This is a genomic window from uncultured Roseobacter sp. (assembly GCF_947491795.1).
Lineage (GTDB): Bacteria > Pseudomonadota > Alphaproteobacteria > Rhodobacterales > Rhodobacteraceae > Roseobacter.
The window spans coordinates 1-23236 of sequence record NZ_CANLKW010000011.1 but is presented as its reverse complement, the minus strand read 5'-3'; the positions used below and the strand labels follow the sequence as shown (position 1 = coordinate 23236).

Below are 23236 nucleotides of genomic sequence, written 5' to 3'. Positions count from 1 at the left end.
ACTGAGAACACCTTGCGGCCTCAGGCCCTAAAAAATCATCTGCAAAACCAAGCCTTCGGAGCCAGATCGATTCATCGTCAATCCGAACTACCAGAGGCCGGGACTGAACACCTAGCGGAACAGCGACAGGATGGTCTGTGGTGCCTGGTTGGCAATCGATAACGCTTGAACGGCCAGTTGTTGCTGGGTCTCCAGGGCCTGAAGCCTCGCCGAAGCCACTTCCATATTGGCATCCACCAGCGCCCCAATACCTGATTTCAGATTGTCGGTCAGTGCGCTGACGAATTCAGCCTGCGTTTCAATGCGTTTGCCGGCAGATCCCAATGCAGCAGATGCGTCGATTGATGTCTGGATCAGGCTCTCAATAGCGCCCAAAGCCGCCGCAGCGCCGGCCTGGCTTGTGACGTCGACCTGGTTCAGCAGCGACAACCCGCCACCAATCGAGGTGGTCCCATCGTCGGTCGCGCCGAGGATTTTGTTCATGTTCGTGGCCGCGATGGCATTGGCAACATCTTTGTCGTTCGACGCGAGGATCTGGCCTGCTACCGCCGGATCGGCAAAAAAGGTGATCTCGTTGCCCAATGTATCTGACACAAAGTTCAGCGCTGTGATCAGCTTATCCTGGAGGCTGTTCACCGTGTCGCCGTCAACTGTGCTTACGATGATCCGCTCATCAGGATCCAGAGTAAATGTTTCCAGCCCGTTTATACTGAACATGGCTTTATCAGTGATATCCGTGGTTACAACGGTGTAGGCGGGGACACTGGTACCTGGCGCCCCGGTGGAGGATATCATTGCGGGAACTTCGACCGCGGTGCCAGCTGTACTGTACACGCCTTGCGAGGTCGAAAGATCCTGTTTTACAACGTCAATCATCGAGGCAGCAACACCTGTCGAAGACCGGTCCAGGGATGAAAGGATGTTGGAAGTCCCGCTACCAGCATCATACCCGTCATTTGTGAGCAGGTTCAGACCATTGAACTGCGCGGCACCCGCGATCGAAGAAATCTGGCTGGTCAAGGCTTCAATATCCGTCTGGATCTTTCCACGGTCGACGTTTTCTTCCTGCGCGTTCACGATCTTGCCTTTGATCTCAGTCAACAAATCGGTGATGCTCTCTGCAGCACTCAGAGCCACACCAACGGTAGACTGACCCAGTGCCAGGGAGTCGGAAATCGCTTCAAAACCGGCGACGTCCGACGACATGACCTTGGAGATTGCCCAGGTTGCAGCGTTGTCTTTGGCGCTTTCCACGGTCAGACCGGTCGAAATTTCGCCCTGGACCTTACCCAATTCGGCATTGGTCGCTTTCAGCGTTTGCAACGCAACCATAGCGCTGTTGTTTGTAAGAATGCTCGACATGAAGAATGCTCCCTTCATCATTCACGCTTTGCGTGACATTTCCCGCGTTGCCAACTCGCCAACCCGAAACAGTCTTTCTGACCGATGTTGTTGCTGATTCCCGGCGGAGTTCTCTCGCGACCAAGCATGCATATTGTGCCGAGCAAAGACTAAGAAATCCTAAATTCGGCCACGTACTGGTCCTTGGGCTTTGATCAGTTTGCTGGTCACTTCGAGCCCAGACTTACCGATGCTGCGGTGTGCATTAACGTCAGCTTAGGGCCTTCGCGCAGAGTTCCTTCAGCCAGATAACAAACGGGTCGCCGTAGTCGGCTCTGAACATCAGAGTTGCAGGTGCATTGGGCATTTTGAACGGAAGAGGGACGGCCAACATGCCAAGCCGCACAGCGGTTTTCTCGAAAGGTGCGCGCAGCGTCGTAAAGAGCGCGTCAGTCTCCGAGGCAAGGATAAGTGCTGCCGAGAAGTTCGATGCGTAGCCAACGGCATGGCGCTTGATCCCAAGTTTACGCAGCGCCTTTTCCACCGGCCCTTCTTGCGCGCCACCTTGACCGACAAGGATATGGCGAGAGGAACTCCAAGCATCCATTGAGCGCTTTAAGCAGAAGGAATGCTTCTTTGGCGCGAATGTGCACCAGTCGAGCGGCGCAACAGGGTACAACGTTAAGTTCGCGTCTGATTTTGCGCGGCCAAACCCCAACCCGATATCTGCCTCGGACCTGAGGACCGTTTCACGGGCTATGCTGCTGCTTATGAACTCAACTGAAGCAAGCGGCGCGCGCTTGGCAATTTCGCCGATGAGACCGGTAAAAAGAGACGAACATAGGTCCGGAGCCGCGATGCGAATGCGGCGGCTCGTCGTGGCCGGGTCAAATTCGAAGCTGGTTGCAAACATCAGTTTGGCGGCCTCTGCTGCTGCCGTCACGCGAGGGTGCAGGTCCTCGGCAAACGGCGTGAGCCGCATCTCCCAACCGTCACGCACCAAGATGGGATCTCGAAAGTGATCCCGCAAACGCGACAGGCTGTGCGACATGGCAGATTGCGTGCGACCGACCGCTTCTGCCGCTCCGGTCACGGAACGCTGATCCAAAAGCGCGCTGAGCCCTGTGATGAGGTTTAGGTCTAGCGTAGCAAGTTTGACATTATTTTCATGCATGGAGAGATAATATACATTAATTTGCTTCACGTCACCCTGCCTGTCAGCCTTGCACGAAAGGACACAAAAGAGGACATGACCATGAAATATGCCCGATCTACTTTCTGCCTGTTTGCTGCAATTGCGCTTGGGGCACCGGCGTTGGCACAAGACAGCGCGTTCGACCTGAATGGGACTTGGGAGAGCATTGCCTGCGAACTGCGCCCTCAAGCGGGGCAGGACGGAATTGCCCCTTGGTACCTCAAACGCTCCATCTCATTCGCGCCGGGCCGCATCGACGCGCATTTCACAACTTTTGCCGATCCAACCTGTAACGCGCCGTTGCTGGAGCTGAAATTCGGCGGTGACGTCAACATCCTTGGGACCTCAGACGTGGCACCAGGCGCACAAAATGTTGACCTGATCGTCAACGACTACCTCACGATTACGCCGCAAATGGAGGGGTTTGCAGGATTTCTGAACTCCGCCGATGCAGGTGCCTGCGGGGCAAAGGGATGGTCCGTTGGCGAAGAGCAGGATGTATTCCGGACCGGATGTTCTGTCATGGGCGTAGCGGCCAATTCTCCTACCACGGAATACGAGGTTCTTCATGTCTCGGCCGGACATCTCTATTTTGGAGCGCGTCCCGTGAACGGCCTGCCGCTCGCCGAACCGGACGACCGACCGACAGCGTTGCAGATGCCACTCAAACGATTGGAGGGCGGATTGACCCAGAAGGTGGGGGCGGATGATCTGCGCGTGCCAAAACATGTCGAGATCGTTTTGTTTGAGCAGGCCGAAGGCGCCGACCCCGAAGATGTCCGCGCGTTCTTTGAAACCATCACGCAAAAAATGAACCAGAACGACTCGTTGCTCTATCGCACCGTGGGCCAGGGCGAAGACGGCACTTGGCTTTGCGTGAACTATTGGACCAGTCGCCCCGACATGGAAACTCTGAACGCGCAGGCGCAAAGCTGGGCTGAGGAATTCGCTGCGATGGGGGCATTGGTTGACCCAAGCAGCTTCCGGCTGACCAGCTACGACACCGGGCTATAGCTGATCAGAAACTTATTGATTTTCAAAGCTGCAATTCGTTTAAATGGAACGGTTGGCAGCTTTGTCCGCAATGTGCTAGTTCGCCGCCGGCTAGATTTCGTTGCTGCAGCGAAAGTCAGCTCTGACGGGCCGCAGCGCAGCATAGCAGTCCCATGTTGGACGGCTGCTTAGGGCCGTTTTTCCTTTGAGGGCGCAAGATTCAATACGGCGGCTCCAATGTGTGCGATGTCATCTGATGTCTTCTTCGGAGAGCTTTTTCGCCATCAACGCAACAAATTCGCGAGAAGCAGCCGGTTGAAAGGGCGTTGGAGACCAAATGGCGTGAATTGGAAAGCCTTCGAAACGCGCTTTAGCCAGCAATTCAACAACCCGACCCTTTTTCAGATCGTCGCGAAACGCCCAAAGTGGTCCGAGATGCGCGCCGCGACCGGCTAGAACTGCTTCGCGCACGGCCGCCATCGAATTCACCGCATAGCGGCACGGCATACGAAATTCCTGACGCATGCCTTCCCATTCGAAGCTGGAGCGCATCTCTGTCATGCCGGTTCGGTAGGACACAATGCTGATCTGGCTCAGATCCTCAGGCGAAAGAACCTTTGTTGCCAGGTGCGGTGCCGCGACAAGCACACGATGCGAGGTACCGATCCGCCGCGCCCTCAACGTGCTGTCCACGAGTTTGCCGATACGAATTGCGACGTCTATTCCTTCGGCCAACAGATCTGCAAATCCTGATCCCAATCTAAGATCGACACTTAGCTCCGGGTGGGCTTCTGACATCTCGGTTAGCACAGGGGCGACATAGCGCGCGCCAAAATCAGTGGGTGCAGCTACGCGCAAACGGCCTTTCGGCAGATTTTGACCGCGTGTGACTTCCGCAAGCAGTGCCGCGCGGGCGTCACTCAGGCGTCGCACCCCTTCGGCATACCGTTTTCCGGCTTCGGTTGGCGCGGACGCCCGGGTGGTACGATTGAGCAGTTTTACTCCCAACTGCGCCTCAAGCGCTGCGATACGCCTGCTGACGCGGCTGGGGTCGAGGCCAGCAACGTGCGCTGCGGATCGAAAGCTGCCGCCGTCGACAATAGCAAGAAATAGGTCGTCATCATTCATTGGTGCGTTTTTCGCAATTCTGATTGGTGTAATTACCCTATACCGGATGAGAAACGCACGTTCCATATGTTTCTCACGGAAAGGCACAGAGCCTTTTGACAGCAAGGAAACGAATGGAACGGCAATGTTCATACTATTTGGATCGTACCATCGCGTGCCTGCTCTGCCCGCCAAGCGGGATGAAGTGCTGGAGGGCCTCGCAGCCAGCGAACGGCTCAGCCATCTGGTTTTGCTCTCGTTCTGAACGCGTTTCGCAACTGTCTAGTTTTACCCCACAACGCGCCCGGACCGGGCCAAATCAAGGAGTGATCACCATGACGTCCAATTCAGAAAACACCACACACGCACAGAAACTGTCGCGCCGTCAAATATTGCGCACTGGCACCATCGGGGCTGCTGCGGTTGCCGCATCCACCGTGATGAACATCCGCCACGCAGCGGCAAAATCCGGTTCTGTGAAAATGGAACTGGAAGGCAAAACCGCGTTCGTGACCGGTGGGGCCCGCGGCATTGGGCTTGCCTCGGCCGAAGAATTTGCAAAGGCCGGTGCCAACGTCGTCTTGTTCGACATCGCGTCAGCGCGCATGCCGCATGTAAGCTATGCCTTGCCCAGCCCGGCTGACCTTGCTGCGGCGCAAGCGCGGATTGAGGCGCTTGGCGCGCAGTGCATGACCTATCAGGGTGATGTGCGCAATCTGGAGGATCAGCAAGCCGCCATGAGCGAAGCTGCGGACCGCTTCGGTAGCATCGACATCGTCCTCGCCAACGCTGGCGTCGGCCATGCAGGCGCAATCGAGGATGTGACGGCAGGCGAAATCTCGACGCTGTATGAGGTCAACATCGGCGGCTATATGAAGACGACACAAGCCGTCTTGCCGCACCTGCGCGCCGCTGGTGGGGGCCGGATCATCTATATCTCTTCGGGGCTCTCGCGGACAGGCAATGGTATTTTTGGTTCCTATGGGGCCACAAAATGGGCCGTGAACGGTTTTGCCAAGAGTGCAGCACTGGCCTATGGGCGCGAAAACATCATGTGCAACGTGGTGGCGCCTGGGCTGGTGCGCACACCCTTCGCCGACAATGAGGCGGTTCTACGCGCAGTTCTGCCGACCGCGGAGAACCCGACCTTCGACGACGTATCAGCGGCGATCGCATCCCGCAGCACGCTCGGCATCGGCCACCACGAGGTCGAGGATATCGCCAAAGCTGTCATGTGGTTTGCAAGCGATGCGACCAAGCGCATGACGGGTGAGGTCATGGACGTCAGCTACGGGGATGCCGCACGCAGCGTTAGCTAAGCCGAAAACACTGTGCCTCGCCGTAACCGGCGAGGCACAAAAAATTATAAGGAGTATCGATTATGTGGAACGAAGCAATCAAAGCAGGGGGCGTGGCGGTCATCACCGGGGGGGCAAGCGGCGTGGGCCTTGCAGCCGCAAAGGAATGCGCGATGCGTGGCTTTTCCGTGGTACTGGCAGACACATCAGAGCGTGAGATGGCGAGGGCTGCGCAGTCTTTGGCGGGGCAGGACGCAGACGTCAAAACCGTCAAGACGGACGTGAGCGATGCGCAGGCGGTCGACAGACTGGCCGATATCGCCTTTGACCTTGGACCTGTTGCGCTGTTGATGAACAATGCGGGAATCGCCCGACCCACGAAAACATGGGACAACGCGGACAATTGGCGGCGCATGCTTGAGGTCAACCTGTTCGGGGTTCTTAATGGTGCGCAGGCGTTCCTACCTCGAATGATCGAAGCGGACCGGCCTGCCGTTGTCATCAACACGGGCTCGAAACAGGGCATCACCACACCGCCGGGCAATCCTGGGTACAACGTATCCAAAGCTGGATTGAAGGTGATGACCGAAATGCTGGCGCATGAGTTGCTTGCCGCAAAAGTACCAATTTCAGCGCATCTGTTCGTACCGGGCTTTACGTACACCGGCATGATCTCTTCATGGCTGCCGGAAAAACCGGATGCGGCATGGACGTCGGAAGAAACCGTGTCTTATTTGGTCGACCGATTGGATCGGGGCGACTTTTACATTCTGTGCCCAGACAATGAGGTCACGCCAGAGATAGATCGCAAACGCGTTGCTTGGGCCGCTCAGGACATCGTCGAAAACCGCCCTGCCTTGTCCCGGTGGCATCCAGAGTTTGCCGAGAGATTCGTGGCGTTTGAGAAGCCGGGCCGCAATGTCCAAGAGGTCCGTGCTTCCTAGCTGAGCACTGGTTGGCACCTTGGCTGAGTCGATCAACCTGAGATACGGAGAGTGCATTTTTCTTGTGAGGTCGGCTTGGACCCTGTCGCGCGAGCCCAAACCGCGCGACTTTTTTGCGTGCGTAGCGAATGACCGGTCTGGTGAAGCTGCAATGCGGCACAACTTAACCCGACGAATATCGCTTATGGGTCGTCCGCGAGATCTTTTCAGTCGGGGCAGAGGGCAACGCTGCACTGCTTACCATGGCCGATTCGAGCCCTAAAAGCTGGATGCTGTGAGCGGTACGGATGACTGCATCGAAAAAGGCTGCCAAAAAACCACTTCGATAGCTCTGGTTCTGTTCTGAAGTGCTCAGAATGACAATCAACGTGCGCAAAACGGTTAGCTTTGCCTGTCGATCCAATCGAAGGAACGAAATTCACCTAATGAACGTACTTATCTCGAAAAGCATGCGGAGGCGGGTTTTTAGACCCTGCAGTCTACGACCGCTCCAGAGACTTTCGGGAAGGTGATCCGGAACCTCTCAATACCAGTTAACCGGTTCCCGTTTTTGTAGAGCGGAAAATGTCTGGCGCGATCTTTAGGGGCCGAACCGCTTCAACTGGTCTTGATTGGGTTTGATCAAGTACTCTCTGACAACGGGATCAAACAGAGTCTGTGAAGGGCGCACTAGGTCATCCGATATCCCACGTTGCGGAGCGTAACGATGCGGGCACCCTGTTTGCCCATCTTGCGACGCAGGCGTCCTACATAGACATCGACAACGTTTGTGAGCGGGTCTGCGTTTAATCCCCAGACGGCGTTCAGGATGCGTTCCCTGGACAGGACACGCCCCTTGCTCGTCAGGAAAAGCTGCAAAAGATCGCGCTCTTTCTTGGAAAGCTCAATCACCTTGTCTCCGACTGACACTTCCAGCGACGACCGGTCAAAAGTGATCCCTCCGCTTGAGATGACCATGTCGCTGACGTCTGCAGCATATCCCGTTGCCCGACGATGCAGGGCCTCAACCCGCGCCACGAGCTCGTCAAAATCAAAGGGTTTGGGAAGGTAGTCATCCGCGCCGATCTTCAGACCCTCGACCTTTTCCTCAGGGCCATCGAGTGCAGTCAGCATTATGATCGGCGTCTTGGATTTGCGGGCACGCAGTTTGCGGCACACGTCGAGCCCCTGAATGCCCGGCAGCATCAGATCGAGCAGCACGACATCGTAGGCATTCTGCGTGGCAAGCTCCAACCCGTCTTCTCCGTTGGCGGCGTGATCAACAGACCATCCTTCGGCGGCCAGACCCCGGCGGATAAAGTCCGCAACGCGTGTTTCGTCTTCAACAAGCAGAATATTCATTTCCGTTTCCGTTTCCGTTTCCGTTTCTGGCTTTTCTGGATGTCTGCGCTGGCAAAGCAGTGTCCCAATGCCCGTATCGTCTATTATGTCTTACCGGTCATTCCGTCCGGAGATATACCCGGGTCACGCGATTATATGGGGAGTGTCATCACAACCTGCAGACCGCCCAGGGCGCTGTCCTCTAACTCGACTGTGCCGCCGTGGGCCAGCACGATGGATTTGACGACCGGCAAACCAAGACCGCTGCCTTCGATCCCCTGACCGGACGCGTTTGAACCGCGAAAGAACCGCTCAAAGGCGCTTTCTTTTTCCTCCGGGTTCAGGCCTGGCCCGTCATCTTCGACGATTATGATATTGTCCGAGTCGTTTTGCAGGAGCGATACGTGAATTCTGGGGCCACCATAGCGCCGGGCGTTGTGCAACAAGGCAAGCACTGACTGGCGCAATCTGACTTCATCGACGTTGCCAAAAATCTTTTCGTCGGGGCTCTGGACGAGAACCTTCTGGGGAAACATCGACACCGCGTCATTCACGACCTTGAGCAAATCCAGCTCTTTTCGGTCGAGCCTGAGCTGACCGGCTTCGCGGCGTGCCACGGTCAGCATGTCATCAACGATCTGGTTTGTGTGCCTGGCGGATTCCCGTATGCGGGCCAGCGCATCCGACACATCTTCGCTCAACTCGCGTTGGGTACGCAACGTTACGTCCGCCTCGCCAAGGATAATCGCCAGAGGTGTGCGCAGTTCATGGCTGATGTCAGCCATCAGCCGCATGCGGTTTTTTTCACCCGTTTCAAGCTTGTCGATCAGTTGCTGGAGTTCTGCTGTCCGGGTTGCCACAGTGTCTTCCAGCTGTTTTTTCTGTTCCGCACGCGTGGCCTCGCGCACGGCAAGACCCTCTCCCATGTCCTGAAGAACCGCGCCCAACTCGTGAAATTCCAGACTGCCGCCAAGGGCGACAGGTTTCGAATAATCCGCCCGGCGCAGGCGTTCGATTTCCTTTTGCAGGCGGATGATAGGGTGCCTGATCTGACCATTGAATGAAAGAAGAGCCACGATCAGCGTGCCTGTTGCCAGGGCCAGCAGCGCGTAGACGATCTTTTGGTCCCGCGCCCGAAAGGCAACGGCGTCGGCCAGAACCTCCTGGGTTTCTTCCAGCTCCTCCTCCAGCGCGGCCCCGATTTTGCGGTCGAGTTCCACGTCGATACCGCCGTCCAGAAGGGCTGCAAGGCGTTCGGTCCGCAAAAATGATTCCAGGGGATCATCTGCAGAGGTAAGAGCTGCAATAGCGGTATCGACAGACCGAATGTCGGCTTCGATTTCGTCAAGCAGTTGCAGCTCTTCAAGTTCTTCCTCGCCCACCATTTCGATCTCACGCTCAATGACAGAACGAATGTCCAGAAGGTTCTGGTCGATCCTGTCGCGCAGAAAGGCCTCCGCCTCACCCCTATCGCTGTCCCCGATCAGCAGTGTGCTGACATGTTGTTTGAACAAACGGTAGAGTTTCACTTCGAGTTTCAGGTGGAGCGCATAGGATTCCTGTGCCAGTTGCGTGCGCGCGTCCCACCACCGCGATTTTTCCAGGTTGTACAGTGTCAGACCGGCCAGTCCCCCGATCAGGCCAATGACAACGACCGCATAGATGCCGAATAATGTGGTTGAACGCATGTCAGAGTGCCCCTGGTTTTGTGGTCGTGCCGATGTCCGTCGTGTCCGCCAGCAAAAGTGTTGCGGTGGAATGGTTTTGCAGCGTCGCCAGCAACTGATCCTTTTGCGGCTCAACAGACCAGCGCAGCGACGCGATGACAATCACATCCGCCTTTCCAAGCACTGCCCGCACCAGATCCAGCCTCAGCAACTGCGCTGCACACAGCCCCTTGCCGTTTTCGGCCAGTCGTTGATCAAGGCCACAAGACGCCAACAGATCCCCAAGACCGAAAGCCGTCAGCGTAGCGATGATACGCTGGTCACTGGGACGCTTGCGGTTCATCAGCGTGGCAGAGCGGCGCAGACTGCCCTGTAATCCGATGTGATCGTCGCCGATGTAAGCAACGCCGGGGCGGTCTGTCTTGCCGTCAAAACGCAGATCAACGGTTTCCGGGTGATCCAGCCCGGCGATGATCCGCGCCAGATGATGGCTGTCCGGGCCGCTTAGGCGGGTCAGGTCACCGCCCGCTGCGCTGAACGCAACCTGCCGGCCTTCAAGTGTGCCGGTCACCGCAACGCAGACCGGTGACTTTGCGCGGCGCCGGGCGCGCGGTAACGTCGGTTCGCGCAGCAGGGCCTGCGCCTTTTCCCGCGCAACACGCCAGGCGCAGTATTGATCCCAGGCAGCACCCAGGTGCTGCAGCGGCAAAGCGATCAGCGCCAGGACCGACAGGCTGGCGGCAACAGTGGCTGGAGCCACACCCAGCACGCTGGCATGCCACAGGATCGCGAGCCCCGACGCGGCCGTGCCTGCCTGCAAAAGCGCCTGCAGCCCGACAGTGCGCCCGCGCCGGGCAACCGCATCGTCGCGCAGGCGTGCGCCCTGATCGTCGAGGCGGCGCAACTCGGCATCGGTGCGCCCCATCACATCAAGCTCCGGCGCAATCGCGATCCTTTCGATCATGGAAATTGCAATACCGGCGCGGCGTTTGCGTAACCGGCGGTGCCGCCGCTCCAGATGCCATGCCGCCGCCGTCATCACCGTCAGCGCGATGGCCAGCGGCATCAGTCCCCGAACTGTCAGAGCCGGGCTGAGCGCATAAAGGATCGCGACAGCACCGGGCAGCACAACACAGGCCGACAGCACTCCGGGTAGTCCCTGCCCGAACCATAGCCGCGCGGCGGACAGATCACCGACGAAGCGCAGCGATAAGGCACCGACACGGCGCTGTTCGTGTCGTGATTTCGGCAAGCCGGCGATCCTGGCATAGAGCGCGTGGCGCAGGTCAATTGCGTAGCTCTGGCCTAGACGTTCCGCACGGCAGCCGGAAATGAACAGGCAGAGCGCCGTCAAAACGCCCGCAAGAGCCAGTTCCAGGAGTGTACCGGTCGCCAGATACGAACCCCCATGAAGCGCGGCGAAGGCATCCCGGGTGGCAAAGGCGCCCATGGCCAGTGCTGCAGCCTGCACGATACCGCAAAATACAACAAGGACCGCGTCCGTGACGCGGTCCCGTGTGGCCAGGGGTGGGAGGGGGGTCATGCGGCCACGGTTGCAGTGCGCATCAGGGGTGCGACATGCTCTGCGATGGTTGCGGGCGACCAGAGGTCTTCGCGCGTCAGGATCGGCAGGCCTGTCACCTCTGCCGCTTCTGCTGCCGCCAGCGGCGAACAACTCACCATGCCGCTGATCGCAAAAGAACCGAGGTTCATGCTGTTCAGCACTGTCTCGCCCCCCAGCGCGCTCAGCGCGTCGGGCGCTGCAAAAAGGATGCCGTCCAGCCGGTCGCGGATTTTCGAAGACCTGAGAATGGCGCGGGTTTCCTGCTGGAAGACACCATCTGCGATTTCGACGACGACAACCTCGGCACCGCGTGCGGCAGCGGTTGCAACCAGAGTGTCAAACCCGTCCTCGATACGCGCCAGGGGCATCCGGTAGGTCGTGGCCATACCGACATCTGTGAAATCGAGTGCTGGCGCGCCGCCGTCCTCGAAACTGTTGAAATCACCGAAAGCGCCGGTGCCCGTCGCCTTAACGCCAGCCACATTATACCCCGCGCGGAGTAAGCCGTGGGCAAGGCTGGACGCAGCCGTTGTCTTACCGGAATTCATCGACGCACCAAAGACACCGATGACCGTCACGGCGTGGTTCGGCGCGGTCGCGGGGAGGGCATAGGACGCGATATTCAACACCTGCCCCTGCGCGCCCGTCAGAAGGCCAAGCGGTTTCAGCCGGGTCGGATCGTCCATGGCAATATGGGACACATCTACGCGACCGGCGACACCGCCGCCTGCGACAAGGTCAATCAGGTCATCGTCGATGACAGCAGACGCCAGGAACTGGTCCGGCGCGTACCGGTCGCCCAGGCACAGGACGACAAGGTCGCCCGGATAGCTGACTGAAACACGGCGTTCGGCCAGCTGGATTTTCTTGTGGTGTCCGATTTCGGCGATTTCGCAAAGGATCAGGTCACCGGGTTTCGCCGTTGCAAAACTGGTCGAAAGACCGCGCACATCAGTGCGGTTGACGCGGCGTGTGGTGAAGGCCCATTTCGCATTGGCGCAGAGGGCGGGGGAGAGGGGTTTCATATGTGTCATTGGTTGTCTCCGGTTTGAAGCGTTTGTGTGCCTCCTGTATGAAAGCGCCCGCTGACAGATTTCCGGCAGATGGATGAACCGTCGATCTGTGATCAGGTGAACGGCGCATGAACGACCCCCCCTGGCACAAAACGCGGTCCTGTCAGTCATCATCGCCGCCCCCGTCGCTGTCTCCGCCATCACTGTCACCTCCGTCGCTTTCTCCCCGGTCACTGTCTCCCCTGTCATCATCGTCATCGTCCCGGTCGTCATCATCGTCATCGTTTTCATCACTGTCGTCGGTGTCGCGGTCTGCGTCCCGTCTTGAGTCCTGTCGCAATTCCGAAATCGTTATCTGACCGTCCTGGTTGTGATCAGACTGCGCCAAAAGCCGCGCCGCCGCGCTTGTGCCAAAGGCTTCGACAAGCTCATCCCGGCTCAGCACACGATCAGAATTGGTGTCTACAGACCGAAAGCTGGCAGATTGCGCAAAAGCAGGAGTCGATAAAGTGCAGATCAGCGGGATCAGGCACAGTTTCGCACGCGTCGGCGCGCCCGCACGCAGCCCGCGACAAAAGGTGAGATTTCTCTGCAAAGGACTGTAGCCCACGATACCCATTCTCCAGATTTACCATTCTACTCATAGTGCACATGCCTGGCCTAAGCGGATTACCTTAGTATCCGTGGATGACGCGTGATCTAATGCCAGATGAACGTCAGATGAACATTTCGGATCTTCGTCAGGACCTGCATCCCGCCTCGCAGCGCGACGGCGGCGCCGCATGACGGGTTGCCATGCCGAGCTGTCATAAAAGGTTCACAAAACTGTAACACGCGCTTCATCGCGTTTGCAGGTGTGACCCATCTGACCGCGCCAGTCTGTTCACAGAATGCCGACCATACCGGCGGCAAGAACAGATTGGTGAACATTGTGCTTGAACATCTGATAGCAAGCGGGATCATTGAACGCTTTTTCCTGAATATTGCGGCCATGACGGTCCTCGTTTTCGGCCTTTTTTATCAGCGCTATCGCGACAAGGAGCTTGTGACCGCCGCGTCCCTGTTCAATATTTTCGCGTTCGGTGTCCTGACGATCCTTGGATCGGTGGAGTTTTCGCTGGCGGCAGGCTTTGGTCTTTTTGCGATCCTCGCGCTGTTTACCCTGCGCTCGGAACAGATCACCAAGATCGAAATCAGCTACTTCTTTGGCGCGGTGGCCATTGCCGTGATCTGTTCGATCAAGGGCACGACGCTGCCATTTGTGATCGCCGTGATCGTTCTGGTGCTGCTGGCGGCCTATCTTTTTGATCACCCGCGCATCCTCAAATCAGTCGACGGCATCAAGGTCACGCTCGACAAGATTGAACCCGACGCCCTTTCCGACACCGACAAGATGCGCCGCGAGCTGTCCGACCGCCTCGGTGTCGAGGTTATGAGCTACCAGATCGTCGCCCTCAATTACATCACCGACATGGCGCAGATCAGCGTCTTCTATCGCAAGTAAATCTGCCCGAAGGAGGCTTTGACATGACCACCGATATCGCAACCGCACTGGCTTCGTTCGGTACAATCTCGCTGGAGACCCTGAACGCCAAAGCCGCCATGCTGGAACGGCTGGACAACAAATATATAGTGCCCGCACATCGTCTGCTGCCTGTCCTTGGGCGGTTCGGGGAGCTGTTTGATGTCCTGGAGATTGAGGGCAGTCGGGCATTCACCTACGCGACGGAATACCACGACAGTTGTGATGCTCAGATGTATCGGGATCACCACCAGGGGCGGCGCAAGCGTTGCAAAGTGCGGGTCAGAACCTATCTGGACGCGGGCTACAGTTTCCTCGAGGTGAAGCTGAAGGACCTGCGCGACCGTACTGTCAAAAAGCGGCTCAGGATCGAGACCACCTCGCAGGAATTGTCACCGGACGCGCTGGAATTCATTGATCGCTGCCATCAGGAGATTTACGGGACACCGCTTGGCCAGACCCTCAGACCAGTGATCCAGATGCGCTATTCCCGCATGACACTTGTCGCAAAAGAGGGCGGTGAACGCATGACCATCGATGCCAGCCTGTCCTTTCGCAACAGTGCGCACCAGCGCCATGCCGCCTCTGATCGCTTCATCCTCGAGACCAAGTCGGCGCGCGGAAATGGCGTCGCGGATAGTATTCTGCGCGGCCAGCATGTGCATCCGACAAAGCGCTGTTCCAAGTATTGCATGGGCATGGCTGCGCTCGGGCTCGTTGAACGCTACAACCGCTTTCTACCGGCGCTGAAGAAGCTTCAGGTTTTTGAGCAACCGTTGCGGGTGCGAAAATCATCTAAAACAGCGACACAGCGGTTTTGATCAGGCGCATCATCGGATCAGTAAACGCGGCAATCGAGTCTCGTATCAGGCTTAGATCAATGCCGGTAAATTCTTGAAGAGATGATCGAAGCCCGTGACAAAAGTCATCATATTTCCCGTCGTCTCCAGCAGCCTGTTCATCTTGAATTTGAAAACACCAGCCTGTCAGGACCCTCGCAGAAATGGAATCCAAACGATCAGAAAGAGATTTTGGCGCAAGTTCTGATTTCCATCGAAATGGAATTTGGTGCGCTGCTTAAACGTGCGGCAAAAGTGCAAATATGGCAAACCTTTCAATCGACCGCTTTGTCCGCATTCTGTTAGTTCGCCAGATCCCAGATTTTGCCGCTGCAGCGAATGTCCGGTAAGCGGGCTGCGGTTGCAGCATCTCGAACGTAGGTCGCAGGTCCGCAAAGGGCCGCTTCGGAGGTGATGAACAACGACACGAAAACGGATGCTGGAGTGTCCCTAAAGGCGATCAAGAGTCCAACTAGAGTGTCGGATGCGGTACAGCGAACGATTTGGTTTTCAGCACCGGTTTCATTCAAACATCGCGAGACAGCCAGCATTCTCGTGTCGGGGAATGGTTTGGGTTACAAGGTGAAAAAAGCGACAGTGTGTCTTAGTTTGATTTAGCCTGAAGCCAAAGAATAGTAGAAGAGTTGGGGCCCTTTATGTCCGATAGAGATCAAAATAATCGGAATCGTTTGGTTGATAGATTTGGTCGCCCAATAAGTGCGCCCCAAAAGAATAATTTCGCGGAAAAAGCCGAGCGCAATTGGAGGCGTATTTCTGCGACCATCATCGGTGCTAGTGCACTGGTCGGCGCAATTGTCGCATTACTTGCGAACTTCGATACGCTGTGCGAGAGGTTCTGTCCTCCGGGCCCGGAACCGGTACCCGATCTTGAGGCATTTCTAGCAGTCGACTACTGGCGAATGACAGGTGCGTATGAAGTGCCCTTCTTCCTCTTAGAAGGGCCCAACATCGCTCGCTGCGATGATCCAAACGCATTGGGCATTGATCGGGCGAACTGTGACTATAGTGACGATATCGGTGAGGTTTGGCGTACCGAGCTAAGGGATACGCTGCTGGTCGATGACGGACTACTTGACCAATCAAATATCGTTTCAGGACTGAGAGAGATTTGGTTTTCCTCAACCGGGCCGGAGGTAGTTGATGCAATCTACTGTTCGATAATGTCGATGGACGGTGGTATTGAACTCCAACTCGATCCAGACCGAGCGTTATCGCGTGATACGATAGAAACCTACCTTGGATCTGACATACGATCCGACCGGCTATATGCGCCCGTCAGCGAACCACTTGACTGCACGACCGAACACAGCAAGAGCATTGGCTATCTGACGCTAAGGCTTAGGAATGTGACAGATAGCCCAATTACAGGTCTCGAAATCACGTTCCGCAATTTCACTGCTTCCGGCCCGTTTGGCTCGGACCGAGACCAAAATGATCTGCTACTCCAAAGCATCAACTCCCACAATCCATCGAGCTTTCAGGACTGGCTTAACTCAGAAGAGAATGCTGGCGTAACCGGGATGATTGAGGCCGCCGACGAAAGCCGATCCGGACTGCCTGACCTGCTGCCCGGCCAAAGTTTATTGCTTCCGATCTACATTTTTCGCGCTAACCAGACAGGTTTTGAGGACTATTTTTATAGAGATTGGAGATTACCATACGAGATCAGTTTTCGGGCTGAAAACGAACAGACCACTGCTCCTGTCAATTTTCCTAGGCGTGATACTGCAGCCGTCGTTCGTACATTCAACGGCTGGTATCAACAATGAGGTTGGGGGTGCAGGTCAGAAGTGTTTTAGCGCGCCACAGAGGACGATTGGTCGATGGCTGCATTGTTGCGCGATCTATAAGTTAGGCTAGCCTTGAATTTTGCGCCTGCAGCGAATGTCTCTTCTGACGGGCCGCGTCGCAGCATCTCACTGACAGTTTGGAAGGCAGCTCTGGGCCGCTGGTGTCGCCGACAATAGCCGCGATTGGGTGAATGCTGCGCTGCATCCGATAGTAAATTTAGGCTCAGACCTACTAAATGCTGCACTCCGCGCGGATGACCACTATTGACCTCCAGTGGATGTAACGACCTCATATGCAGAAGACGCGTCATTGAGATGCTTCACTGCGGCTTTTCGTTCTTCTGGAAGATACCCGGCTGCGATCCGCTTAATTTCTTTTGCAACCCCGGAATAGATCGGCCCTAGGGACTCAAATAGGAAGGGTGTTGGATGAACAATGATCCCTCGCCGGTCGTCCGGATCACGTTCGCGCTTCGCCAGGTTGGCCTTCTCCAATCGGTCCAAAAGGGTTGTAACGGACCCGGTGGTTAAGCCCAACTCGGCTGCGATTGTGCTCGGCTTAACCGGCGCTTCTGCGAGCATGTTCAAACACCGCAAATCATTCCGGCTTACCCCCACAGTGTTGGCGGCCTTCATGTCCAGTCGGTCAATGCTCGTATATAATCTGCGGCAAGCTGCGACGAGGTCTTGAGGCGTCGTTTCGTCAGGAGATGGCATTTCCAATATCCATTTAGATTGACAATCAAGTTACTTGAAATAGATCATCGACCAAGCAAAACTTAAATGCAAGAACCGTGGAAATTTAGATGGAAATCGCGCTTTATGGCCTGCTGGGGCTGGTCGCTCTTATTGCTCTGTTGTCCGCGCTCGCGCCATCGAAAGTGGAGTACATCGAAGAGATCACGGTCGGTGCGCCTGTTAAGGACGTCTATGATGATATACGCCTTCAAGAGCATCTGATGCGTTGGTCAGCATGGCCGAAGGAAACCAAATCAACCTGTACCGTCGAAGGCGTGGACGGTGAGACCGGCACCAAGACAGTGTTCTTCACCAAAGGCAGACGCGTTGGGCATCAGGAAGTTGTACGTCTCAAAGAGAACGAAGAAATCGTTATAACTCTTGTTGGCCCCGGACCCCCACATAAGCCGAAACTGACATTTGAACTTCGTCCCGAGGGCGAAGGACGCACCCGCGTTCTTGCCCGCTTCGTCAATGAATTACCGCGCCCTTTCAACGCGATTTGGAAGTTCGCAGGCCTTACGAAGTGGACGCGAGAGATGCACCGCAAGGACCTGGCCGGTCTCAAAGCCTTTTCAGAGCCACCGCATCGCGATATTAACGGGGCGACTGTCGGACGGCCACCTCAAGGTGTGAATCCTTACGAACATAACAAGCAGACAGCGTGATCCGGGCATGAGGTACTTCACTCATGATTTTGTCGGCGAGATTGCCCTGCATGGCGTCGGGAAGGCGCGGGTAATCACCTACAAGGTGTTGTTCATGCCGCCGCGTTTTGAGTCCGAACTGCCCTTCAGGACATATCTGCGACTTCGCGTCGAAGGCGAGATTGCGGATGTGCCGGTACGTGGTGCATGGATGCCGGTGGGCGACGGACGGCGCTACTTCATTGTCTCGCCCGACGTCAAGGCCAACACCGGCCTTGATGTTGGCGATGAGGTCGAAATGCGGTTCCGGATCGATGATCAGGATTATGTGGATGTGCCTGCTGCTTTACAGGCGGCGTTGAACCAAGATGAACTAGCCCTGGCGCAGTGGGCTAGGCTCACTGCCGGAAAGAAGCGCATGTTCACCAATCACGTTATGTCTGCAAAGACTACACCTACCGAACAGCGGCGTGTGGACGAGGCAATGGTTGCAATCAAAGACGGGATAACACTGCGCGATTTGCAGAAGCGGAAGCAATAGCTTCAATTCGCCAAAAATGCGTGACGATTGGCACATTCGCGGCGAATGAACGCTTTTTGCTGCAACGCTGTGTCTGGGCCTTTAAGCGTGTACACCCAGTAAAAGCTGCCGTGGATCGCCGTTTGACTTGCCCACCAGATAGATGAGGTAGGGTGCGAAGAACAGGATGCCGAGCGGCGGTGCAAAGACCCCAAGCGCGATGCTCCTGCTGCTGAAGCCACCCCGCCAAGCCATCCAGATACCTGACAGAATAAGATAACAGGCGAAGTCGATATTGAACTGACCTTGCCAGCTGAGCGAAAGGATCGGCGTCAGGAAGGGCGCGATCAAGTTGATGCCGCCATTGGCAATTGCTGCCACGGTGAACGCGACGATCAGGACCGTCATGGTGATGAGGGTATAGCGAAACCCGGTCATGAATGTATTCCTTCGCGGTTAAAGCTTTTCGGGTTCGCGGGCCGCCACATCGGGCCAACGACCATCAACAGTACAAGCACATTCCAAAGCGCGTTTGGCCTCTGTCCGGATGTGATCGAGCCGAAGCTGTCCACAAAGAACCACGCAAGAGCGCCATACAGCACCGATCTGCGCACCGCTTCAGGTGCCGCGTCATAAACCAACGAGGAAAGCATCCAGATGGTGACACCCCAGCCGACAAGGAACCCACCGGTCAAGGCCGACAGGAACCGAATTTCCTCAGATGCATAGGAAGGGAACCCATCTACCGGCCAGGTCAGGATATCGAGGCCAAGACGTGCAGGCTCGTTGGTCGCGGGAATTGTTCCGAGGGTCAGAGCAGGCCCGAAGAAACCGATGACCAACGCAGATACTTTGAGCCATAGTTTATGTACTGCATGCGACGCCATGTCAGGCTCCTCCTGAATAAGACAAAGACGTCGTAGCGAAGTCAGCGGCATGTCCGCAATTACCTTGGAGGTAAGTGCACAGCAGATTTGATTGCGGTATGAAGGCCCATGAACGATTTCTCCACGATACTGAAAACCTGGCGCGCAGCGCGGCGATACAGCCAACTGGACCTTGCTATGCAGGCGGAGATTTCCGCGCGGCATTTGTCGTTCCTGGAAACCGGGCGCGCACGACCGAGCCGAGAGATGGTGGTGCGATTGGGCGAAGCGCTGGAGCTGCCGCTGGACGCGCGCAACCAAATGCTAACCCATGCCGGTTTTGCCGTGCGGTACGATGCGCGGGATTGGAATGATGAGGCGATGGCACCGATCCGGCGCGCCGTTTCGCGCCAATTGGAACGCCACATGCCTTACCCGGGTTTGGCTGTTGATCGCCTCTGGACCATCCGTCAGGCAAACGCAGCAGCAATCACGCTGTTCGCCCCTTTCGGCATTGGTGGTGGTGATAGTCTTTTGGACCTGATGATGTCTGAAATACTGCCTCAAGTCGTCGAGAATTGGCCCGCGGTAGCTCATCAGGCAGCCCTTCGCCTGCGAACCGAAAGCGCAGCGCATGGCGGCATCCCGGAGTTCACAGAAGCGATACGATATTTGACGGCTGCCGCTGCCTCACATGAACCGCCCTCCAGTCCAGTTATACCGATGATCCTGAAGATGGGAGATCAGCGGCTTTCGATGTTTGCAACGATCTCACAGTTTGGGACGCCCCAGGACTTATTTTTGGACGATTTGAAGATCGAACTCTATCACCCGATAGACGAAGCAACGGCCCAGATATTTGAGCGGCTTTCCGCGAAATAGGTAGTAGGCGTCAATCGCGCTCCCGAGGTAGGTTTCGTATCAGGTACCTACGTCCAGGCATCTGCCAAATCGTCAATTTTGTAATATTGCGGAAAGATGTCAGTTATCAGAGCCGGTATTGGTGTATCTGCAGCGAATTCACACTTTTCCGCAGATAGTGAGTTCCTTGTGTCGAGAGTTTCGCTGTTGCAGCGAATGACCGGTTTGCGGGCTGCGATTGCAGCATCTTAATCGATCGGTGAACGGCAGCAATGGGCCGGTAGCGATAGTCTCAACCGGATGAGCAAATGACTGGGATGCGGACAAAGCTACTGCTTGGGCACGTCACTGAATAACTGCTCTACCGCTAAGTGTTGGTTGGGAATGAGTAGAAGACGCTCTTCTGCAATGAGGGAAATTTATTTTGTGCAGCGTTTGCTGTTTGAGGAATCACAAGTTTCCCGCAAAAAACGCATATCTAGAGATAAGCGTGATTTGTGGCATGGGGCTATGATCCCGCTGGCTTTAGATCATGTTTGATTGACGGACAAACGGCGTCGGTTTGACGAGGCGCGGACAATGTTTTTGTCCAGACTGTTGTCTTGACGTCTGTACCGTCACCGCGGTGCGAAATTTCTAGCTACTATGGCCCTTGTTTTCTAAAGTTATCTGCAGAGAGAGGAATTCCATGAAAAAGTTACTCGTTTTCGCTTTGGGCCTTTGCGCCTTGCTCGGTACATCACACGGGGCCAAGGCACAAAGCCAGGGATCGTTTGTGGTGATCTGCAAGAATGTGTACACCAGCGATCTGGTGTCGGTGCTGGCCAGCTACATCACCACCCAACCCTACAATCTGCGGGCCCTGGAGTTTTCCAACAACGGCAGGTTCAAAATCTACGCCCATATTGACCTGGAACTTGGGTTCGGCAACACGCTGGTTCCACAGGGAGAAGCACGCCACCTGCATATCCGCGACGACAACCCGGTAGAGGACGTGCGGTGCAGCGTCTGGCGCGACATCGATGAACTGGCCGAAGACGGCAAGGCCGCCCCAGATGCGGATCAACTGGCGCGCAATCTGTCCGATGACCTGTTCGGGTCGGCGGATACCGGCGAAGGGCTGCGCTCGGGCATGTGGAACAGGCTGTAGTCCCGTGCAGGCGATATTTCGCAACGTGCTGAGAACGGAACATCGGAATATGGCCTGCCGGACTACAGGCGACTGGTGGCAATGATGAAAGACCGACGGCGGGAACTCGAACAAAGCCGTTCTGCTTCGCAACCAAACCGCAACGCGTCTTCGGGCGGAGGCCAGCAATACGCACAATGCGTCACGCTTTGCAGCCGCGCAAAACGTTGTGTCGCATGGTATGGCGGCGTCTCGGACAATTCCAGTTGTGAACAGGGGTGCCAGTCGACAAGCAGTCTGCGTGGTGTATTGGCCGGTTGGCGCAACACAATGAACGGCTGGAAGGCGCAGGGATGCCCCTACTGATGCAAAAAACCCTTTTTCATATGCGCATCGCGCTCATCGTCGCCACAGTCCTGAGTGTCGCGTTTACGTCCCAGGCCTCCGCACGTCCAGAGCTGGACTCTCAATTGTTTGTTGCTGTTGCCCAGGGTGACGTGGAAGAGGTCAAATCCCTGTTACGACGCGGCGCACGTGTCAATGCCAGAGATGAGCGAGGACGGACGCTGTTCATGTACGCTGCCGCTGCGGGGTTGCCGGAAAAAGCCGGAGTGGAAATCACTAAAGCCCTTTTCTATGTCGCCCCTACCGACCCTTTCCCTTTGAGATACAGGACCGATCTCCGGGATGCAGAAGGGCGGGACGCGCTGACCTATGCGATTGCCCACAATGCACATCCGGCGGTGCTGAAGGCGATTGTCGATGAAATGCAACGCAACGGGGACGAAATGAGCATCAACGGCACAAGCTATCGCGCCATAGCGCAGGCCGTCAACAATACTGCCGCACTGGAATATCTTGGTCCGGAACCCGTGCCGGCATTTCCCGAGGTGCACGACATCGAACTTCGCATTGTCCCCAATATGAACAGCTCTCTGTGGTCCGATGCGCAGCGCACATTGCAACGGCTCGATCTGTATTCCAGTTCCATTGACGGCAAGCCTGGCCCTATGACAAGGCGCGGTGTGATCGCTTACTATGACACGTTGTTGCGCGCGAACGAGCCTGTCATCACCGGCTATTGTGCGGATCTTAAACGGTTCATGACGGACCATGACGATGAAATTGAGAAAAGCGCGTTTCTCACCGCGTTTGATCGTGCGGGTGGGCCGGAAATCCCGATTTCGTTTCATGACCGCGACACCGGCACGCGGTTCAGGACGATCGAGGTTCTCAAGTCGAGGCAGCCCGCGAGCGACACGCCGATCAGCCTCATTCGCTGCTATTATGCCGACGATGTGCCCAACGAGAACGACTGGGCCATCGCCGCCTTCGACAACCATCTGATGCTCAGTTACAGAAATGACGACGGTGCCTGTTATCGCAGGGAAATTCTCGCGGGCGAAGAAGAACACAAGAATGGGATCGGCAATCTTGGTGGATATGCCTTGTTCGAGTTTGGCTCCTCCAAGTTTGACCTTCTGTTCAATGTGAAGATCTTTGGCTACGATCACTGCAAAAAGCGCTTCCAGGGGGTGTCCAGCGACGCGCTCCGGAACGTCAGCTGGGGCAGCTTCTAGCGCGTTCGTAACGGGCGACTTTCCGGTGCTTACGAAACCTCGTTGAGCTTCAATGCCGACATTCGACCAGAGCGCCGCATCCGGTTCTTTGGGCTCAGAGCCGCCATGTGGGGCAGCGCAGCATTCAATCGAAATGTCCTGTTTCTTTGGCGGAGGTCGGCCCATAGCGGACATCGAGGAGGACATGTCGCGAAGGTCGGCTTGGAGCCCAAATTGATCAATTCTGCATCTCGTTCAAATGACAGCTATTCCTCCGGTTCGCAGGGGTTCAATGCTTGCAC

General features: G+C 56.3%; 24 protein-coding genes. 13 read left to right on the top strand and 11 right to left on the bottom strand.

What is annotated here, in order from left to right:
- Positions 1-111 precede the first annotated feature (111 nt).
- Positions 112-1362, bottom strand: coding sequence for a flagellin (locus Q1A34_RS21060; protein ID WP_300039304.1), 1251 nt, complete (start codon positions 1360-1362; stop codon positions 112-114).
- A 250-nt stretch (positions 1363-1612) separates the two neighbouring features.
- The gene (locus tag Q1A34_RS21055) at positions 1613-2545 is read right to left on the bottom strand and encodes a LysR family transcriptional regulator (RefSeq protein WP_300039302.1); all 933 of its coding nucleotides are present in this window, start codon (positions 2543-2545) and stop codon (positions 1613-1615) included.
- Between the two features lie 45 nt (positions 2546-2590).
- On the opposite strand from Q1A34_RS21055, the gene Q1A34_RS21050 reads away from it, so the two are divergent.
- Positions 2591-3550 carry a hypothetical protein gene (locus Q1A34_RS21050; protein WP_300039300.1) on the top strand — a complete coding sequence of 320 codons (960 nt, stop codon included), beginning with the start codon at positions 2591-2593 and terminating at the stop codon, positions 3548-3550.
- Positions 3551-3778: 228 nt separating this feature from the next.
- On the opposite strand, the gene Q1A34_RS21045 is transcribed toward Q1A34_RS21050, so the two are convergent.
- Positions 3779-4789, bottom strand: a complete 1011-nt coding sequence (locus tag Q1A34_RS21045; RefSeq protein ID WP_300039298.1) for a LysR family transcriptional regulator — start codon at positions 4787-4789, stop codon at positions 3779-3781.
- A gap of 182 nt (positions 4790-4971) precedes the next feature.
- On the opposite strand from Q1A34_RS21045, the gene Q1A34_RS21040 reads away from it, so the two are divergent.
- Positions 4972-5955 carry an SDR family NAD(P)-dependent oxidoreductase gene (locus Q1A34_RS21040; protein ID WP_300039296.1) on the top strand — a complete coding sequence of 328 codons (984 nt, stop codon included), beginning with the start codon at positions 4972-4974 and terminating at the stop codon, positions 5953-5955.
- Positions 5956-6047: 92 nt separating this feature from the next.
- Positions 6048-6878 carry an SDR family NAD(P)-dependent oxidoreductase gene (locus Q1A34_RS21035; protein ID WP_366942874.1) on the top strand — a complete coding sequence of 277 codons (831 nt, stop codon included), beginning with the start codon at positions 6048-6050 and terminating at the stop codon, positions 6876-6878.
- 669 nt (positions 6879-7547) lie between these two features.
- Here the strand turns inward: Q1A34_RS21035 and Q1A34_RS21030 are convergent.
- From Q1A34_RS21030 to Q1A34_RS21010, 5 genes are all read right to left on the bottom strand, one after another.
- The gene (locus Q1A34_RS21030) at positions 7548-8219 is read right to left on the bottom strand and encodes a response regulator transcription factor (RefSeq protein ID WP_300039292.1); all 672 of its coding nucleotides are present in this window, start codon (positions 8217-8219) and stop codon (positions 7548-7550) included.
- Between the two features lie 131 nt (positions 8220-8350).
- Positions 8351-9886 carry a HAMP domain-containing sensor histidine kinase gene (locus Q1A34_RS21025; protein WP_300039290.1) on the bottom strand — a complete coding sequence of 512 codons (1536 nt, stop codon included), beginning with the start codon at positions 9884-9886 and terminating at the stop codon, positions 8351-8353.
- A gap of 1 nt (position 9887) precedes the next feature.
- A complete protein-coding gene (locus Q1A34_RS21020; protein WP_300039288.1) occupies positions 9888-11408 on the bottom strand; it encodes an ABC transporter transmembrane domain-containing protein in 1521 nt (506 codons plus the stop codon).
- Positions 11405-12463 carry a hypothetical protein gene (locus Q1A34_RS21015; RefSeq protein WP_300039286.1) on the bottom strand — a complete coding sequence of 353 codons (1059 nt, stop codon included), beginning with the start codon at positions 12461-12463 and terminating at the stop codon, positions 11405-11407. The genes Q1A34_RS21020 and Q1A34_RS21015 overlap by 4 nt, the downstream gene beginning before the upstream one ends.
- Positions 12464-12605: 142 nt before the next feature.
- Positions 12606-13037 carry a hypothetical protein gene (locus tag Q1A34_RS21010; protein ID WP_300039284.1) on the bottom strand — a complete coding sequence of 144 codons (432 nt, stop codon included), beginning with the start codon at positions 13035-13037 and terminating at the stop codon, positions 12606-12608.
- A 327-nt stretch (positions 13038-13364) separates the two neighbouring features.
- On the opposite strand from Q1A34_RS21010, the gene Q1A34_RS21005 reads away from it, so the two are divergent.
- The 4 genes from Q1A34_RS21005 (at position 13365) to Q1A34_RS20990 (ending at position 16593) form a co-directional block, all read left to right on the top strand.
- A complete protein-coding gene (locus tag Q1A34_RS21005) occupies positions 13365-13946 on the top strand; it encodes a DUF4956 domain-containing protein (RefSeq protein WP_300039282.1) in 582 nt (193 codons plus the stop codon).
- A gap of 23 nt (positions 13947-13969) precedes the next feature.
- Positions 13970-14785 (top strand): polyphosphate polymerase domain-containing protein, encoded by an 816-nt coding sequence (locus Q1A34_RS21000; RefSeq protein WP_300039280.1) that lies wholly within the window; start codon positions 13970-13972, stop codon positions 14783-14785.
- A gap of 81 nt (positions 14786-14866) precedes the next feature.
- A complete protein-coding gene (locus Q1A34_RS20995; protein ID WP_300039278.1) occupies positions 14867-15109 on the top strand; it encodes a hypothetical protein in 243 nt (80 codons plus the stop codon).
- Positions 15110-15459: 350 nt separating this feature from the next.
- Complete coding sequence (locus Q1A34_RS20990; protein WP_300039276.1) at positions 15460-16593, top strand: hypothetical protein; 1134 nt, start codon at positions 15460-15462, stop codon at positions 16591-16593.
- Between the two features lie 282 nt (positions 16594-16875).
- Here Q1A34_RS20990 and Q1A34_RS20985 read toward each other — a convergent pair whose 3' ends face one another.
- Positions 16876-17250: a MarR family transcriptional regulator gene (locus Q1A34_RS20985; RefSeq protein ID WP_300039274.1), complete on the bottom strand. Its 375-nt coding sequence runs from the start codon at positions 17248-17250 to the stop codon at positions 16876-16878.
- Between the two features lie 170 nt (positions 17251-17420).
- Between Q1A34_RS20985 and Q1A34_RS20980 the strand changes: the two genes are divergently transcribed.
- Positions 17421-18020, top strand: a complete 600-nt coding sequence (locus Q1A34_RS20980; RefSeq protein ID WP_300039271.1) for an SRPBCC family protein — start codon at positions 17421-17423, stop codon at positions 18018-18020.
- A 7-nt stretch (positions 18021-18027) separates the two neighbouring features.
- On the top strand, positions 18028-18540 hold the full coding sequence (locus Q1A34_RS20975; protein WP_300039268.1) for a YdeI/OmpD-associated family protein: 513 nt from the start codon (positions 18028-18030) through the stop codon (positions 18538-18540).
- A gap of 81 nt (positions 18541-18621) precedes the next feature.
- Here the strand turns inward: Q1A34_RS20975 and Q1A34_RS20970 are convergent, their stop codons facing one another.
- Positions 18622-18957 carry a hypothetical protein gene (locus tag Q1A34_RS20970; RefSeq protein ID WP_300039265.1) on the bottom strand — a complete coding sequence of 112 codons (336 nt, stop codon included), beginning with the start codon at positions 18955-18957 and terminating at the stop codon, positions 18622-18624.
- Complete coding sequence (locus Q1A34_RS20965; protein ID WP_300039262.1) at positions 18954-19406, bottom strand: hypothetical protein; 453 nt, start codon at positions 19404-19406, stop codon at positions 18954-18956. Before Q1A34_RS20965 ends, Q1A34_RS20970 begins: the two co-directional genes overlap by 4 nt.
- Before the next feature lie 108 nt (positions 19407-19514).
- On the opposite strand from Q1A34_RS20965, the gene Q1A34_RS20960 reads away from it, so the two are divergent.
- The 4 genes from Q1A34_RS20960 (at position 19515) to Q1A34_RS20945 (ending at position 22955) form a co-directional block, all read left to right on the top strand.
- Positions 19515-20267: a helix-turn-helix transcriptional regulator gene (locus tag Q1A34_RS20960; RefSeq protein ID WP_300039259.1), complete on the top strand. Its 753-nt coding sequence runs from the start codon at positions 19515-19517 to the stop codon at positions 20265-20267.
- Positions 20268-20630: 363 nt separating this feature from the next.
- Entirely contained in the window at positions 20631-20786 is a 156-nt protein-coding gene (locus tag Q1A34_RS20955) for a hypothetical protein (protein WP_300039256.1), read from the top strand.
- Positions 20787-20934: 148 nt separating this feature from the next.
- Complete coding sequence (locus Q1A34_RS20950; protein ID WP_300039253.1) at positions 20935-21396, top strand: hypothetical protein; 462 nt, start codon at positions 20935-20937, stop codon at positions 21394-21396.
- A 257-nt stretch (positions 21397-21653) separates the two neighbouring features.
- The gene (locus Q1A34_RS20945) at positions 21654-22955 is read left to right on the top strand and encodes an ankyrin repeat domain-containing protein (RefSeq protein WP_300039250.1); all 1302 of its coding nucleotides are present in this window, start codon (positions 21654-21656) and stop codon (positions 22953-22955) included.
- Positions 22956-23236 lie beyond the last annotated feature (281 nt).